General features: G+C 59.8%; 17 protein-coding genes. 14 read left to right on the forward strand and 3 right to left on the reverse strand.

What is annotated here, in order from left to right; translation table 11 throughout:
- The first annotated feature begins 80 nt into the window (after positions 1–80).
- The 12 genes from hmpA (at position 81) to IDM28_RS03575 (ending at position 11850) form a co-directional block, all read left to right on the forward strand.
- Entirely contained in the window at positions 81–1253 is a 1173-nt protein-coding gene (gene hmpA / locus IDM28_RS03520) for an NO-inducible flavohemoprotein (RefSeq protein WP_101316634.1), read from the forward strand.
- A gap of 281 nt (positions 1254–1534) precedes the next feature.
- A complete protein-coding gene (locus IDM28_RS03525) occupies positions 1535–2041 on the forward strand; it encodes a disulfide bond formation protein B (protein ID WP_101316636.1) in 507 nt (168 codons plus the stop codon).
- A gap of 559 nt (positions 2042–2600) precedes the next feature.
- Positions 2601–3545, forward strand: coding sequence for a ubiquinol oxidase subunit II (gene cyoA, locus IDM28_RS03530; protein ID WP_101316638.1), 945 nt, complete (start codon positions 2601–2603; stop codon positions 3543–3545).
- Between the two features lie 3 nt (positions 3546–3548).
- Entirely contained in the window at positions 3549–5567 is a 2019-nt protein-coding gene (gene cyoB, locus IDM28_RS03535; RefSeq protein WP_150573526.1) for a cytochrome o ubiquinol oxidase subunit I, read from the forward strand.
- A 3-nt stretch (positions 5568–5570) separates the two neighbouring features.
- Positions 5571–6194 carry a cytochrome o ubiquinol oxidase subunit III gene (locus IDM28_RS03540; RefSeq protein ID WP_101316642.1) on the forward strand — a complete coding sequence of 208 codons (624 nt, stop codon included), beginning with the start codon at positions 5571–5573 and terminating at the stop codon, positions 6192–6194.
- Entirely contained in the window at positions 6194–6526 is a 333-nt protein-coding gene (gene cyoD / locus IDM28_RS03545) for a cytochrome o ubiquinol oxidase subunit IV (RefSeq protein ID WP_150570092.1), read from the forward strand. The genes IDM28_RS03540 and cyoD overlap by 1 nt, the downstream gene beginning before the upstream one ends.
- Before the next feature lie 11 nt (positions 6527–6537).
- Positions 6538–7425: a heme o synthase gene (cyoE, locus tag IDM28_RS03550; protein ID WP_103436097.1), complete on the forward strand. Its 888-nt coding sequence runs from the start codon at positions 6538–6540 to the stop codon at positions 7423–7425.
- Positions 7426–7559: 134 nt separating this feature from the next.
- Positions 7560–8684 (forward strand): hypothetical protein, encoded by a 1125-nt coding sequence (locus IDM28_RS03555; protein WP_188035378.1) that lies wholly within the window; start codon positions 7560–7562, stop codon positions 8682–8684.
- A 191-nt stretch (positions 8685–8875) separates the two neighbouring features.
- Positions 8876–10084 carry an alanine transaminase gene (gene alaC / locus IDM28_RS03560; RefSeq protein ID WP_188035379.1) on the forward strand — a complete coding sequence of 403 codons (1209 nt, stop codon included), beginning with the start codon at positions 8876–8878 and terminating at the stop codon, positions 10082–10084.
- Between the two features lie 149 nt (positions 10085–10233).
- Entirely contained in the window at positions 10234–10608 is a 375-nt protein-coding gene (locus IDM28_RS03565) for a YkgJ family cysteine cluster protein (RefSeq protein ID WP_101316652.1), read from the forward strand.
- Positions 10609–10694: 86 nt separating this feature from the next.
- Complete coding sequence (locus tag IDM28_RS03570) at positions 10695–11258, forward strand: GNAT family N-acetyltransferase (RefSeq protein WP_101316654.1); 564 nt, start codon at positions 10695–10697, stop codon at positions 11256–11258.
- Positions 11259–11310: 52 nt separating this feature from the next.
- Positions 11311–11850, forward strand: coding sequence for a hypothetical protein (locus tag IDM28_RS03575; protein WP_150570100.1), 540 nt, complete (start codon positions 11311–11313; stop codon positions 11848–11850).
- Positions 11851–11861: 11 nt separating this feature from the next.
- Here the strand turns inward: IDM28_RS03575 and IDM28_RS03580 are convergent, their stop codons facing one another.
- Positions 11862–12335 carry a DMT family transporter gene (locus IDM28_RS03580; RefSeq protein ID WP_188035380.1) on the reverse strand — a complete coding sequence of 158 codons (474 nt, stop codon included), beginning with the start codon at positions 12333–12335 and terminating at the stop codon, positions 11862–11864.
- A gap of 90 nt (positions 12336–12425) precedes the next feature.
- Here IDM28_RS03580 and IDM28_RS03585 point away from each other — a divergent pair, with 90 nt between their 5' ends.
- Together IDM28_RS03585 and IDM28_RS03590 are read left to right on the forward strand one after the other, a co-directional pair.
- Positions 12426–13334 (forward strand): LysR family transcriptional regulator, encoded by a 909-nt coding sequence (locus IDM28_RS03585; RefSeq protein WP_101316658.1) that lies wholly within the window; start codon positions 12426–12428, stop codon positions 13332–13334.
- Between the two features lie 119 nt (positions 13335–13453).
- Positions 13454–13822, forward strand: a complete 369-nt coding sequence (locus IDM28_RS03590; protein WP_188035422.1) for a lysozyme inhibitor LprI family protein — start codon at positions 13454–13456, stop codon at positions 13820–13822.
- An 18-nt stretch (positions 13823–13840) separates the two neighbouring features.
- Here the strand turns inward: IDM28_RS03590 and IDM28_RS03595 are convergent, their stop codons facing one another.
- Both IDM28_RS03595 and IDM28_RS03600 read right to left on the reverse strand, forming a co-directional pair.
- On the reverse strand, positions 13841–14734 hold the full coding sequence (locus IDM28_RS03595) for a bestrophin family protein (protein ID WP_101322946.1): 894 nt from the start codon (positions 14732–14734) through the stop codon (positions 13841–13843).
- A 103-nt stretch (positions 14735–14837) separates the two neighbouring features.
- Entirely contained in the window at positions 14838–15488 is a 651-nt protein-coding gene (locus IDM28_RS03600; protein ID WP_188035423.1) for a trypsin-like peptidase domain-containing protein, read from the reverse strand.
- Between the last annotated feature and the right edge of the window lie 337 nt (positions 15489–15825).

Raw genomic sequence — 15825 nt, forward strand, 5'->3', positions numbered from 1 at the left:
CGGTTTTGCTGGGGCGGATAGTTGGCATGATTGCTGTAACAGCACCTGCATCCATTTGAAGCCCCTCAGGAGTTGCTGCAATGCTCAATGCCGACCAACGTGCAATCGTCAAAGCCACCGTGCCGTTGCTGGAAAGCGGCGGGGAAGCGCTGACCACCCATTTCTATAAAATGATGCTCAGTGAATACCCAGAGGTACGTCCGCTGTTCAACCAGGCTCACCAGGCCAGCGGCGATCAACCGCGGGCGCTGGCCAATGGCGTACTGATGTATGCCCGCCATATCGACCAGCTCGAGCAACTGGGCGGTTTGGTCGGGCAGATCATCAACAAGCATGTCGCCTTGCAGATCCTGCCTGAGCACTACCCGATCGTCGGTCGCTGCTTGCTGCGCGCCATCGAGGAAGTATTGGGCAAGGACATCGCCACACCTGCGGTGATCGAGGCCTGGGCCGGTGCCTACGGCCAGCTGGCCGACATCCTCATCGGCGCTGAAGAAGGCCTGTATCAGCAGAAGGAGCAGGCCACTGGCGGCTGGCGTGGCGCGCGTGAGTTTCGCTTGGTACGCCGCGAGCAGGAAAGCAGCGAGATCGTCTCGTTCTATTTTGCCGCGCAGGACGGCCAGCCGGTGCTCAAGGCCGAGCCTGGTCAGTACATCGGCCTGCAGCTGTTCATCGATGGCATCGAGCAGCGCCGCAACTATTCGCTGTCGGCACTGAGCGATGGCCAGCAGTACCGCATCAGCGTCAAGCGGGAGGCGGGCGGCAAGGTCTCCAACTATCTGCATGAGCAGCTGATGGTGGGCGATACGCTCAATCTGTTCCCACCGTCAGGCGACTTCACCCTGGCGGCTAGCGACAAGCCGTTGGTACTGATCAGCGGTGGAGTCGGCATCACGCCGACCCTGGCCATGCTCGAAGCCGCCCTGACGACGCAGCGTCCGGTGCATTTCATTCATTGCGCACGTAATGGCGCAGTGCATGCCTTCCGCGACTGGGTAGACGCGCTGGCTGAGCGTCATCCGCAGCTCAAACGCTTTTACTGCTACGCCGAAGCGGGGCAGGGCGCAGACGCAGTGGGCTTGTTGAGCGAGCAGCAATTGGCCGCTTGGTTGCCGCAGGAGCGGGATGTCGATGCTTACTTCCTGGGGCCGAAGGCATTCATGGCGGCGGTCAAACGCCAGCTCAAAGGGTTGGGCGTGCCCGAGGCGCAGAGCCGTTACGAGTTCTTCGGGCCGGCGGCTGCGCTGGAGTAAATCCGTTGTTGCAGCCGGCTCGCGCGATCACGGGCCGGCTGCAGCTTAATCTCGCTTTAATCCCGCTATCCTTCACTTGCGTGTGTCGAGGCGCCTGCGCCTGCCCGGCATTCGCCCGCCTATATACAGGGCCGTCGTTGAACTGAAGAGGTTTGGCTCGGTCCTAGTGTCTCCGGAGAGTGGCGCTTGCCGTTGTCTCGACGCATCCACGCTCATGGCCAGCGTGTAAACTGCCCAGCGGCTGGCCTGCGTGCTGTCACTCTCCCTCGAAGGAATCGGCAATGAACGAACAACTCTCGCGCCTGAACCGTGAACGGCGCTTTCTGGCCCTGCTGGGCCTGATCTGCCTGGCGCTGATTGGCGGCGCGCTGTATATGCAGATTGTCCTCGGCGAGGCGCCATGCCCGCTGTGCATCCTGCAACGCTATGCATTGCTGCTGATCGCGCTGTTTGCCTTCATCGGCGCGGCAATGCCCAACCGCCGGGGCCTGACCCTGTTCGAAGGGCTGGTGGTACTCAGTGCCATTGGCGGAATCGTTGCGGCTGGGCGCCATGTGTATATACTCGCCAACCCTGCGGTCAGTTGCGGTATCGATACCCTGCAACCGATCGTCGATGACTTGCCACTGGCCAAGGTCTGGCCACTGGCGTTCCAGGTCGAGGGTTTCTGTAGCACGCCATACCCTCCGCTGCTGGGTCTGTCGCTGGCACAATGGGCGCTGCTGGCGTTCGTGCTGACCGCGATTCTGGTGCCGGTAGGCATCTATCGCAACCGCAAACGGGCTTAGACCAAAGTACCGTTTGAGCGCAAGTCTGTTGCACGGCGAGAGAAGCCCCTTTTCTCGCCATTCGCTTGATCCAGATCAACGACAAAGCCTTGCAGGATAAGTGTTTCAGGCCTGTAGGATGGGGTGCGACAAACTGTCGCGAACCTGATTTTCCCTACTCCATTGTTACCGAATCTGCAAAAGACTGTTGCTCAATAAGTCATAGTCAAGGGTGGGCGACCTATCTACAATCGCCCCCAATTTCCGTTCGGCACTGCTTGCGAGTCGCAGGATTTGAAGGAAGCCACGGCCTCCTTTTTGCTGACTTCGTCAAGTTTCGCCCAACGGCGATACCGGGCGGACACCCCTCCGCGTTAACCCGCACCAAATGGACTTGGTACAGCTGTACGGGCCGTTTGCCTACACCATAAATACCGTTAAGCCCGCTAACCGCCCAGGTCCACGTTGAGGACCCCAGGCAGGAGCGAATTCGAGCCAAAATTGCTGACGCTTGGCAGGACGAAGTGTTGGTGACCAAAACACAAATTGCATTGAAGCAAGCTGATCTAGAGGTCGTGAGATGAGTAAAAAGCGTTACCCCAGACTGTTTGGCATATTGCCCTTTTTAGGCATGCTTTTACTCAGTGGGTGCAACTGGACCCTGCTCGACCCGAAGGGTCAGGTCGGCATTGAGCAAAAGAACCTTATCCTGATCGCTACCGGCCTGATGCTGCTGGTGGTTGTGCCGGTCATCATCATGACTTTGGCATTTGCCTGGAAGTATCGTGCTTCCAACAAGGCAGCCACCTACACCCCAGACTGGTCGCACTCGACCAAGATCGAACTGGCCGTGTGGATCATCCCGGTCATCATCATCGTTGCCCTGGGCTACGTGACCTACGTGTCCACGCACAAGCTGGATCCGTATCGTCCGCTGGATTCCGACGTGAAGCCGGTGCAGGTCGATGTGGTCGCGCTGGACTGGAAATGGCTGTTCATCTATCCGGAACAGGGCATTGCCACCGTCAACACGCTGGTCTTCCCGGCCAACACGCCGGTGAACTTCCGTGTGACCTCGGACGCTGTGATGAACTCGTTCTTCATCCCGGGTCTGGGCGGCCAGATCTACGCGATGGCGGGCATGACCACCAAACTGCACCTGATCGCCAACGAGAACGGTGTGTTTGACGGTATCAGCGCCAACTACAGCGGCGCTGGTTTCACCGGCATGAAGTTCAAGGCTACTGCCACTTCCCAGGCCGACTTCGAGAAGTGGGTTGCTGAAGTCAAGCAGTCGCCAAAAACGCTGAGCAAGGCTGAATACGAAGCCTTGGCCAAACCAAGCGAAAACCACCCAGTCACGCTGTACAGCGTGGCCTCGCCTGACCAGTTCCAGACCATCGTCGACAAGTACGAAGGCATGAACCGCGGTCGGCCGAACCACGAAGAACAAGGCAGCAAAGACCTGGCCACAACCCAGGGTGTGGAGTCGAGTAAGCAACCAGCTGCCGGGGCAGAGGAGTAAGAGATGTTCGGTAAATTAAGTCTGGAGGCGATCCCGTATCACGAGCCGATAGTCATGGTGACACTTGCCATGATCGCGCTGGGTGGTATCGCTGTAGTAGGTCTGATCACCTACTTCCGCAAGTGGACCTACTTGTGGACCGAGTGGCTGACGACTGTCGACCACAAGAAAATCGGCGTGATGTACATCATCGTCGCCATGATCATGCTGATCCGCGGCTTTGCCGACGCCATCATGATGCGTACCCAGCTGGCCGTGGCCACGGGTGGCGACACCGGCTATCTGCCGCCTGAACACTATGACCAGATCTTCACCGCGCACGGTGTGATCATGATCATCTTCATGGCGATGCCGTTCTTCACTGGTCTGATGAACCTTGCGGTTCCGCTGCAGATCGGTGCACGTGACGTGGCCTTCCCGTTCCTCAACTCCCTGAGCTTCTACCTGCTGCTGGCAGGCGTGCTGCTGGTCAACATCTCCCTGGGTGTTGGTGAGTTCGCCAAGACTGGCTGGGTTGCGTATCCGCCGCTTGCGGGTATTCAGTACAGTCCGGGCGTGGGTGTCGACTACTACATCTGGGCACTGCAGCTATCCGGTCTGGGGACAACGCTGACCGGCGTCAACTTCCTCGTCACCGTGATGAAAATGCGCGCGCCTGGCATGAAGCTGATGGACATGCCGATCTTCACCTGGACCTGCACCTGGGCCAACGTGCTGATCGTGGCTTCGTTCCCGATCCTGACCGCTGCGCTCGCTCTGCTGACTGTTGACCGTTATCTGGACTTCCATATCTTCACCAACGAGCTTGGTGGGAACCCGATGATGTACGTCAACCTGTTCTGGGCGTGGGGTCACCCTGAGGTTTACATTCTGATTCTGCCGGCCTTCGGCGTGTTCTCGGAAGTTACCTCGACGTTCTCTGGCAAACGCCTGTTCGGCCACCACTCGATGATCTATGCATCGGGCGCGATCGCCATTCTCGGCTTTGCAGTTTGGCTGCACCACTTCTTCACCATGGGTGCCGGCGCGAGCGTCAACACCTTCTTCGGCCTGGCGACGATGTTGATCTCCATCCCGACCGGTGTGAAGTTGTTCAACTGGCTGTTCACCATGTATCAAGGCCGCGTGCGCTTCACCGCGCCGATGCTGTGGACCCTGGGCTTCATGGTCACCTTCTCGATCGGTGGCATGACTGGCGTTCTGCTGGCTGTTCCAGGTGCTGACTTCGTGCTGCACAACAGCCTGTTCGTTATCGCTCACTTCCACAACGTGATCATCGGTGGTGCGGTATTCGGCTACATTGCCGGCTTCGCCTTCTGGTTCCCGAAAGCCTTTGGTTTCACCCTGAACGAGAAGTGGGGCAAAGCTGCCTTCTGGTTCTGGATCTCGGGCTTCTACGTTGCGTTCATGCCGCTGTACGCCCTGGGCTTCATGGGCATGACCCGTCGTCTGAACCACACCGAAAACCCACTGTGGGAACCCTACCTGTGGGTAGCGGTAGTCGGCGCCGTGCTGATCCTGTTCGGTATCGCTTGCCAGCTGATCCAGCTGTTCGTGTCGATCCGCGATCGCAACCAGAACCTGGACGTCACTGGCGATCCATGGGGTGGCCGTACGCTGGAGTGGTCGACTTCTTCGCCGCCGCCGTTCTACAACTTCGCTCACATGCCTGAGAAAGTTGGTCTGGACGCCTGGCACGAAGCCAAGGAAGCCGAAGTTGCGTACAAGGTTCCGGCCAAGTACGAAGCGATCCACATGCCAAGCAACACCTCTACCGGTCTGTTCATGGGCATGTTGTTGACCGTCTTCGGCTTTGCCTTCATCTGGCATATCTGGTGGCTGGTTGGCGCAAGCCTGGTAGCAACCATCGCAGTCTTCGTTCGCCACGCTGCACGTGACGACCAGGGCTACATGGTGCCGGCTGAAGAAGTGGCGCGCATCGAAGGCGAGCGCATGCAAGCGTTGGCCAAAGCAGGTGCTCTGCCTGCCGGCGCACGTGTCGAATCGTTTGAACGGGTGTAATCAATGTCCAGTCAAGTAATCCACGGTGACGCTCATGGTCATGACCATGGGCACGACGATCACCACCACGACTCGGGCCAGATGACCGTACTTGGTTTCTGGCTGTACCTGATGACCGACTGCATCCTGTTTGCGTCGCTCTTCGCCACCTACGCGGTGCTGTCCGGCGGTTTCGCCGGCGGCCCGTCGGGTCACGACATCTTCCAGCTCGACTTCGTGCTGGTTGAAACCGCGTTCCTGCTGCTGTCCTCGATCACCTTCGGCTTCGCCATGCTGAAGATGTTCGACGGCAACAAGGCAGGTGTACTGGGCTGGTTGGCTGTGACCTTCCTGTTCGGTGCTGGCTTCATCGCGATGGAAATCTATGAGTTCCATCACCTGATCTCTGAGGGTTACGGCCCGCAGCGCAGTGGCTTCCTGTCGGCGTTCTTCGCGCTGGTCGGTACCCACGGTCTGCACGTGACTGCCGGTCTGATCTGGATGGCGATCATGATGTATCAGATCAACAAGCACGGCATCACGCCGACTGCCAAGACCCGCATGAGCTGCCTGAGCCTGTTCTGGCACTTCCTCGACGTGGTCTGGATCTGCGTATTCACCGTCGTTTACCTGTTGGGGGTTCTGTAATGGCTAACGCACACGACACTCATCACGAAGGTAGCCACGGCAGCGTCAAGTCGTACATGGTCGGTTTCGTACTGTCGATCATCCTGACTGCGATCCCGTTCGGCCTGGTCATGTTCCCGACCTTTCCGAAGAACCTGACCGTCCTGATCGTGGTGGCCATGGCCGTCATTCAGGTAGTGGTACACCTGGTGTACTTCCTGCACATGGACCGCTCGAAAGAGCAGCGTTCCAATGTGTCGACGTTCCTGTTCACCATTCTGGTAATCGCGCTGCTGGTCGGCCTGTCGCTGTGGATCATGTTCAGCATCCACTTCGAAATGATGGCCAAGTGAGGTAAGACTGCATGTCACTGAAGCACTTTATCCAAATCACCAAACCGGGGATCATTTTCGGTAACGTGCTTTCCGTGGCAGGCGGCTTCTTCCTTGCCTCCAGCGGGCATGTGGATTTCGCCCTGTTCCTGGCGGTGGTGCTCGGTACCTCGATGGTGGTGGCGTCCGGTTGCGTGTTCAACAACTGCATCGACCGTGACATCGACATCAAGATGGAGCGCACCAAGAACCGCGTGATGGTCCAGGGCGGCATGTCGCTGCCGCTAGCGCTGATTTACGCCACCCTGCTTGGGCTGGGTGGTTTCAGCTTGCTGTACGTGCAGGCCAACCCGTTGGCGGCGTACTGCGCCCTGATCGGGTTCGTCGTCTACGTCGGTTTCTACAGCCTCTGGCTGAAGCGCAAATCGGTGCACGGCACCTTGGTTGGCAGCCTGTCCGGTGCCATGCCTCCGGTGATCGGCTACTGCGCCGTGAGCAATAGCTTCGACCTGGCTGCAGTGACCCTGCTGGTGATGTTCAGCCTGTGGCAGATGCCGCACAGCTTTGCCATCGCGATCTTCCGCTTCAAGGATTACAGCGCTGCCAATATTCCGGTTCTGCCGGTGGCGCGCGGTATCCTCGCGGCGAAAAAGCAGATCGTGCTGTACGTGCTGGCATTCGTCCTCGCTACCTTGATGCTGACCCTCGGCGGTTACGCCGGGCTCGGCTACATGGCGGTTGCCGCCGGTATGGGCCTGTACTGGTTGTACATGGCCTGGGGCGGCTACAAGGCTGAAGATGACAGCAAGTGGGCGCGCAAGGTATTCGGCTTCTCTATCCTCACCGTGACCGCCTTGAGCGTGATGATGTCGGTAGACAGCCAAACTGCTGCTGACGTGTTGATGACTTACGCCCGCTGAAGACATCTGTTGTGAAGAAGCCCTGGCCGTGTGTCGGGGCTTTTTTTTGCCTTGAGCATGGCAGTTCTTCCGCCTGCTCGGCACCGCCTCACACGCCATATGGTGTGCCTCCCTAGTCCCCAGGAGACATCCAGATGAGTGTATTTACGGCCTATTTCTGTGGCACCGGTTCCACCCGCTATGACACCGCCAACCCTGATTTCTGGAACGGCGAACTGGTCTCGACGTTGGCCCACAACGACCAAGGCCGGCTCTGGGCTGAGCAAATTGCTGTCGATGGCCCAGGCAGCGGCAACCTGCAGGACGATGACCTGTTCGTCAAGCCAGGCAGTTATTTCAGCTGGACCGGTCAGCTGTTTGGCCGCGGCTGGGAAGAAAACGTCGCCCACGTGGTGCAGGTGATCAAGGGCAAAACCAACTGGCAGCGCACCAAGCTCAGCAAAGAAGAGTACGAAGACCTGAAGAAACGCGGGGTTGAGGTCCCGGATGCCGAGGCTGGCTCTTCGTGGTTCTGGCGTACGTACGACTATGGCGACAGCTTTGCCAAGCAAGAGCTCTATCAGGGGATCATTACTCGCTTCCGCAAACCGCTGATTCCGACCCAGATCAATCTGGTCGGCTGGAGTCGCGGCGGCATCAGCTGCCATATGCTCGCCAATACCCTGGCCAGCGACCCGGAACTCAAGCACATTCCGGTCAACATCTTTGCCATCGACCCCGTACCCGGGGTAGGCAATATAGACAAGCGCCGCGTACAGCTGGCCAGCAATGTGAAGGAGTACGTCGGCTTCTACTCGCGTGACGAGCGTTCAAAAGGCTTTGCCTGCGTTATACCGAGTGTGGCCGCGGCTACTCGCATCCACGTCTTCCCTATGCACGGTCGGCATGCCACGTTGGTCGGTAACGCTTCGGTCGATGGTGCCGGCGGTGGCAAGCACCTCGATGAGCCGGGCTTGCTGGTACGCCATTTTGCCGAAGTCTGCCTGACCCGTTGGGGCGTGAAGCTCAACAACCGGCTGCAGCTCAGCGACATCCAGTTGATGCAGTATCACAAGGAAATGATCGCAGAGAACGAGCGCTACACAGCGATGCGCAAGAAGTCCTACACGGTGGTGACAGAGGGCAGTGCAGCAGACCGCTTTGTTCACTTCGGCACCGATGAAACGTCCTTCAGCAAGGTTACCGGCAGTGCATTCAAGCCCAGTGAAGGCTTGGCATTGGAGCGGGTAACCGTAGACAGCTACAAGGTACTACGCTGATCGAGCTGGCTGTTCAGCGCGCGCCACTGAGCAGCCGCTTCTGAGCAATTGTGTAATACGCCTGAAAATATATAAAAAAACAGAAAACTATCCTTTGCAGATAAATCATTTCGGCATTATTGTCTGATCTGGCCGCTGCAGCGGCTAACGTCGCTCGGACGGTTCCGGGCGCTTACGTCTTCGAGGTACACATGGCCGACCAAGGTTCGCCGCGCCGCTTTGCGCGCATAGATCGTCTCCCGCCCTATGTTTTCAACATCACTGCCGAGCTGAAGATGGCTGCCCGCCGTCGTGGCGAGGACATCATTGATCTGAGCATGGGCAACCCCGATGGCGCCACGCCGCCGCACATCGTCGAGAAGCTGGTGCAGGTTGCCCAGCGTGACGACACTCATGGTTACTCCACCTCGCGCGGCATTCCGCGCCTGCGCCGGGCGATTTCGCGCTGGTATCAGGACCGCTATCAGGTCGATATCGATCCTGAGAGCGAGGCCATCGTCACCATTGGCTCGAAAGAGGGCTTGGCGCACTTGATGCTGGCCACCCTTGATCATGGCGACACGGTTCTGGTGCCCAACCCCAGTTATCCCATCCACATCTACGGTGCCGTGATCGCCGGTGCACAGGTGCGTTCGGTGCCGTTGGTGCCGGGGGTGGATTTCTTCACCGAGCTTGAGCGGGCGATCCGCGAGTCGATCCCCAAGCCGAAAATGATGATCCTCGGCTTCCCGTCCAACCCGACTGCGCAGTGTGTCGAGCTGGATTTCTTCGAGCGTGTGGTAGCGCTGGCCAAGCAATACGACGTGCTGGTCATCCACGATCTGGCCTATGCCGACATTGTCTACGACGGCTGGAAGGCCCCTTCGATCATGCAGGTGCCCGGTGCCAAGGACATCGCGGTGGAGTTCTTCACCCTGTCCAAAAGCTACAACATGGCCGGCTGGCGGATTGGTTTCATGGTCGGCAATCCAGAGCTGGTCAGCGCCTTGGGCCGGATCAAGAGCTATCACGATTACGGCACCTTCACCCCGCTGCAGGTAGCGGCCATTGCCGCCCTTGAGGGTGATCAGCAATGCGTGCGCGACATCGCCGAGCAATACCGCCAGCGCCGCAACCTGTTGGTCAAGGGTTTGCAGGAGCTGGGCTGGATGGTCGAGAACCCCAAGGCCTCGATGTACATCTGGGCGAAGATACCCGAGGCGTACGCACACCTGGGCTCGCTGGAGTTCGCGAAGAAGCTGCTGGCCGAGGCCAAGGTCTGCGTATCACCAGGGATTGGTTTCGGCGATTACGGCGATGACCATGTACGCTTTGCCCTGATCGAAAACCAGGACCGCATCCGTCAGGCGATTCGTGGCATTCGCCAGATGTTCCGGGCGGATGGGCTGACCGCCAAGTAACCGCTTCGCACGTTCAACAGCCAACCGACATGCCGCCGATCAGCGGCATGTTTTTTTTCATATACCCTCTTCTCAGCCACCCCCGGTTGGATCAACAATGGCGCCGCGGGCCAAGCCCCGATAACAACAACTCTCCCTCCCTGGCGATCATGTCCGAATATAACCCTTGCCTTGACTGCGGCGCGTGCTGCGGGTACTTCCGTGTGTCCTTCTTCTGGGGCGAATGCCAGTCATCGGGCGGTGTCGTGCCGGACGATCTGGTGGTGCAGATCACCCCAAGCCGGGTCGCCATGATCGGCACCGACGCCAAGCCGTGCCGCTGCATCAGCCTCGATGGCGAGATTGGCAAGCAGGTGGGGTGCAGCATCTACGCCAACCGTTCCACGCCCTGTCGCGAGTTCGAGGCGTCCTGGGTCAATGGCGTGCACAATCCCAGTTGCGACGCAGCCCGTGCTGCCTATGGGTTACCGCCGCTGGAGGCCAACGAGCCGCACTGGCCAGATGAAGGCGCCGAGGTGGCGTGATTGCACTGGGTTGAAAATGCCCGGTGACCCTGGGGTCCGACTGACGCTAGACTGTCATCTTTCCAGCGATGGACAGGAGGTCCGGCGTGACCCAGCCCCGCAGTTTCCCCTCTGACTTGCTCCTTGAAAGCCCGCGCCTGCAACTGCGCCCGATGCGTCATGCCGACGCCGCGCAGTGGTTGGAGATGATGGCCGACCCGCAGGTCATGCGTTACTGGCACCACGCCCCGTGGCAGGACCTGGCCGAGGCGCAAAGCGCTCTGGCGGCAGACCGCGAAGCGTACGCCAAGGGCGAGCAACTCAAGCTTGGCATGTACCGGCGCGACACCGGGGCGCTGATCGGCATGGTCCAGCTGTTCAACATCGACGACGTCTCCCGTCGCGGCGAAATCGGCTATTGCCTAGCCAGCAGCGTGCAGGGCCGCGGCTACATGGACGAAGCACTGACCTGCTTTATCGATTACCTTGCGCACACGCTGCACCTGCGCCGCCTGGAAGGTGAAATCGACCCGCGCAATCAGGGCTCGGCACGTACCCTCGAGCGTCAGGGCTTTGTCCTTGAAGGCACCCTGCGGGCACGTTGGTGCGTGGCGGGGGAGTTGTCCGATTCGGGTATCTACGGCTTGTTGCTGGAGCCACCGGTTGCCTGATATGGCGGTGAATGACGGTCGGGTGAACGCCGGTCGCCCTTGGTTCCTCCAGTTGCCCACGTTCTATATCGCCCTGAGCCTGTTGCTGTTCCTCTGCAGTCTGGCGTTTGACGGTGTCTACCTGAGTGCGGGGCGGCATATGCCCGCCTTGCAGATCCTGCTATACGGGCCTTGGGGGATTCCGTTCGAGCACTACCAGTGGTTTGCCAATCCTTTGTTGGCCCTGGCCGTGCTCAGCCACCGGCGCTTTCGCCGGCTGGCACTGGTGCTGGGCCTCGCCGCGCTGTATCTGGCGGCGAGCAGCCTGGGCATCGATCGCCTGCCGGACAATCGCAGCTATGCCTTCCAGGACCTGATTGGTTTTGGCGCGGGCTTTTACCTGTGGCTGGCGGCAATCGCGTTGTTCTGCGCAGGGCAGGCCTGGTGGTGCTGGAAGGCCCGCAGTGCCGCGCAAATGCCAGGATGGCGCTGGCTCGACGTGGCCTTGATCGCCGCGTTGGGGGTGACGGTGTACGTGGCCACCGAAATGCCCTCGCTGCGCTTTCAAGTGGAAAGAGTGCTGGACCCGCCCATTCAACCGCAGGCCTTCTGACCGGTCTGTTGTCAGCGCGCAGTGCCCCACTGCACGAGCAGCATGCCGAGCACGATCATGCCCACGCCGGCCAGCCTGAGACTGTTGACGGGTTTTTCCGGCAGGCCCATCAAGCCCCACTGATCGATCAGCAATGAGGACAGTACCTGCCCGGCGATCACGCAGACGATAAACCCGGCCGCACCCAAGCGCGGTGTGAGGATCAGCGCAGCAGTGATGTACAACACGCCTGCCAAGCCTCCCAGCCAGGCCCACCACGGCGCCTGGGTCAGATTCTGCAGCGGCGGCAGCGGTGCCCGTAGCACCAGCAATGCCGGTATCAGCAGCATCAGGCTGACCAATAACGAAACCCCCGCGGCCCATAACGGATGCCCCAGCAGTCGGCCGAGGGCGGCGTTGCTGCCTGCCTGGAACGGCACAGCTGCGCCGGCCAGCAGGGCGATCAGCATGGGAAGCAGGACAGACAAGGTAAGTGCATGCGGCATTGGGATGCTCCTGAAGAAATCACTGGCTGCAGTCTGTGTTATCCATTTCAATGATGGAAATTCGAACTCCGCACAGTTGGTATTCGCTAGATGGATGATCTGCGCCGCATCGACCTCAATCTGCTGCTGACGCTAAACGCGCTGCTCAGTGAGCAGCACGTGTCCCGCGCCGCGTTGCGTCTGCATCGCAGCCAGCCTGCCGTGAGCCATGCGCTGGCTCAGTTGCGAGAAATCTTTGCCGATCCGCTGTTGGTGCGGCGTGGCGGCAGGCTGCAATTGAGCCCCCGGGCGCAATCCCTGCGCGAGCCTTTGCAGCATGCGTTGCAGCAGTTGGACGGTCTGCTTGGCAGTCCTGGCTTTGAGGCCGGCAAATCGCGTCGTACTTTTCGCCTGTCGATGTCGGACTATGGCGCCAGGGTGTTGCTGCCCGGCCTGTTACGGCAGGTCCGCGAAGAGGCACCCGGGGTCGACCTGGTGGTCTCGCAGGGCAGCCGGGAAGCCATGCTGGGGCAGTTGATCGACGGAGAAGTGGATCTGGCGCTCGGCGTGTTCCCCGATTGGCCGGCTGAAGTGCAGCGCCAGGTGCTGTTCGAAGAAAGTTTTGTCTGTGTGGCCGACCGCAGGAACCTGCCGCAGCGCGCAGGGCTGAGCTTGAGTCAGTGGTTGCAGCGCCCCCACGTGCTGGTTGCGGTGCGGCCGGGCATCGACAATGAGATCGATCGCGCCCTGCAGCAGGTGGGCGAGCAACGGCGGATTGCCTTGACGCTGCCGCACTGGGGCGTAGCGCAGACACTGTTGGTTGGCACCGATCTGATACTTACGGTGGCGCGGCGTAGCCTCAGCGGGGCTCGTCTGGACCCGGCGCTGCGTATCTTCGCCCCGCCATTGGCGATCGCACCTTTTGCTTTTGCCCAGGCGTGGCATGCACGCCGGGAAGGCGACGCCGGCCATGCCTGGTTGCGTTCGCGGGTGGCGAGCATCTGTCAGAACACGGAGTGAGCCGAGTGGGTTTGGTCTGATTGTTGCCGTTGGCGGCCGACCTTGGGTGGGGAAGTGCTAGGCTGGTCGCCGTCACTCATCCGCGAGACTTGCTCATGCATAACCGCACTACAATCGTCATGACCTTGATCCTGGTTTGCTTGAGCGCAGCCGCGAGCGCCGACGACTTTTCCACCAGTTATACCGAGTGTATGGACAAGGCCTCCAGTACTGTTGCCATGAGCAGCTGTATCCAAAGCGAGAGCAGCCTGCAGGATCAGCGTCTGAACCGTGTCTACAAGCAGTTGCAGGCCAAGCTTGCAGGCGATGCGCAGAAGGCCTTGCGCACGGCGCAGCGCAGTTGGATCAAGTATCGCGATGACAACTGCGCCCTCCATAGCCAGGCCAGCGGCGGCACCCTGCGCCAGATCGAGGCCGGCACATGTGTGATGGGCATGACCCGCGACCGTGCCGCGGAGCTTGAGCGGATACTCAGCCCGGGGCAATGACTGGCTGGCCTTGGATGATTAGTCCGTGGTTACCTGGCCGCACTGGGCTTCGCGCTGCATCGACTCCAGATTGCGCTCGATGGTTTCGCAGATGGTGTCCATCTGGATCTGATGCTCGCTGAAACGGAACGGGCTCTGCAGGTCGGAGCCGATCCGCTCGATCGCCAGCAGCATGAAGCCCACCACGGTCGAGGCCAGTGGGGTGAACCAGCCCAGCGACTCGACCAGGCCGATCGGCACGATCAGGCAGAACAGCGAAATGAACAACCGCGGGAAGTACACATAAGGGTAGGGCAATGGCGTGTTGGCGATCCGCTCCATCCCGCCTTGCGCGTTGGACAGGTCGACCAGGGTCGACTCCAGCCTGGCCAGGCGAATGCTGTCCAGCCGGCCGGCCTTGTATTCGCGGGCGAGCAAGGCGGCCGAGCCGCTGAGGATGTCATTGGCGAAGTTGTTCGAGCGATTACGCCGCTCGAATTCCTTGGGTGGGATAAACGCCATCAGCTCGTCTGGGCATGCTTCCCCCTTCAAGTGCGCCGCCAGGCAATTCACGTAGGCGACATGCCGGCGTAACAAGGTAGCTTTGATCGGGTTCAAGCCCTCATCGCCGTCATCAATCAGGGTCAGCACCTGGCGCGCGAAACTGCGCGAGCTGTTTACCAGCGCGCCCCACAGGGTGCGTGCCTCCCACCAGCGGTTATAGGCACTGCTGTTACGGAAGCTGACCAGCACCACCAGAGCAGAGCCGAGCAACGTCAGTGGCATCAGCGGCAAGGTGAACTTGCTGTTGAAGAACAGCATGAAATCGATTGTGACCAGGACATCCCAGATCAACAGCCAGAACAGCGACCAACCGATATAGCCGAAGGTCTTCGCCACCAGGCGCAGCTTGCGGGCGATGAGTTGTTTCACGCGGTAGACCTCGAACGGAGCGGATGCAGATCCGACGCCGGACGAGGTCTAAGGTTCGCGGCTGTTGGTCGGGGCGCTGTAACCAAACGTTTTCACGCTTGGTTCATCGTGCTGTGGCAGCGACTACCATGCCTCTGACCGGCGTCACTGGCAGTTGCGGCCTGCCCTTCTTGGCCAGCAGATGCTGATAACGCCGCCATTCCTTGTCGATCTCGCTGTAGGACATGAACACACTGATGTGCTCGCTGCTGTCCAGGTCGGCGCGGTCATGTGCCTGCACTTCGTCCCTGGACAGATAAGCGATATTGATACCCAGCACCTTGCCGTCGTCGGCAAACACCGGGCCGCCCGACATGCCTTTGGTAATAGGGCCGTCATGCACGCCATAGAACACGCTGCCCTTGGTACCTTGCAGGCGCACCAGTGATGGCAATGCGTGGCCTTTGCCTTGCATCGGCATCATCAGGCTGTTGAAACCGACGGCTGTCACAGCTTCGCCAGGCACATACTGGCGCCACAGCGGAACCTGGGTTGCCTTGTGCTTGAAGAACACCACATCGCCCAGGCCTTCATGGACAATGTTCGGCAGAAACGGGGTGTGTTTGGCGGTGACGGCGTAGTCCTCGTTCCACTGAATGGCAGAGGCCATCAACAGCATCGGCAGCGGGCCGCGCGAGGTGACTACGAAAGCCTGATCATAGACCGGATCAGATACATACGAGGTTGGCACTCCATTGCACCCACTCAGCAGCATCATTGCTGCCAGACAGGGCACGATTTTGCTCATGAATCACACACACAAGAATGGAACGCCAATATGGCGATGAGCCATCACCAAGGCAATACTTTATTGCTATACCCGACGAGCGACAGCTTAAGGTGTAGATGGCCACTGGCCCAATTGATTCGGCGGATGCCTGCGGCTGCTGCCGCCAGCGTACGGGCGCCAGTGTTTTGCCTGGCGGGTGTGGCGCGGGCAGACCGCTCTTCTATATAGGGAGGAATCGCAGTGGAGGCTGGCTGTATGCGACCCGCCATAAAAAATGCGGGAGGGGGGTTGACCGGCTTTTTCTATCCTGTATTATTCGCCT

It is taken from the genome of Pseudomonas sp. EZ-C24, assembly GCF_014525325.1.
Lineage (GTDB): Bacteria > Pseudomonadota > Gammaproteobacteria > Pseudomonadales > Pseudomonadaceae > Aquipseudomonas > Aquipseudomonas shirazensis.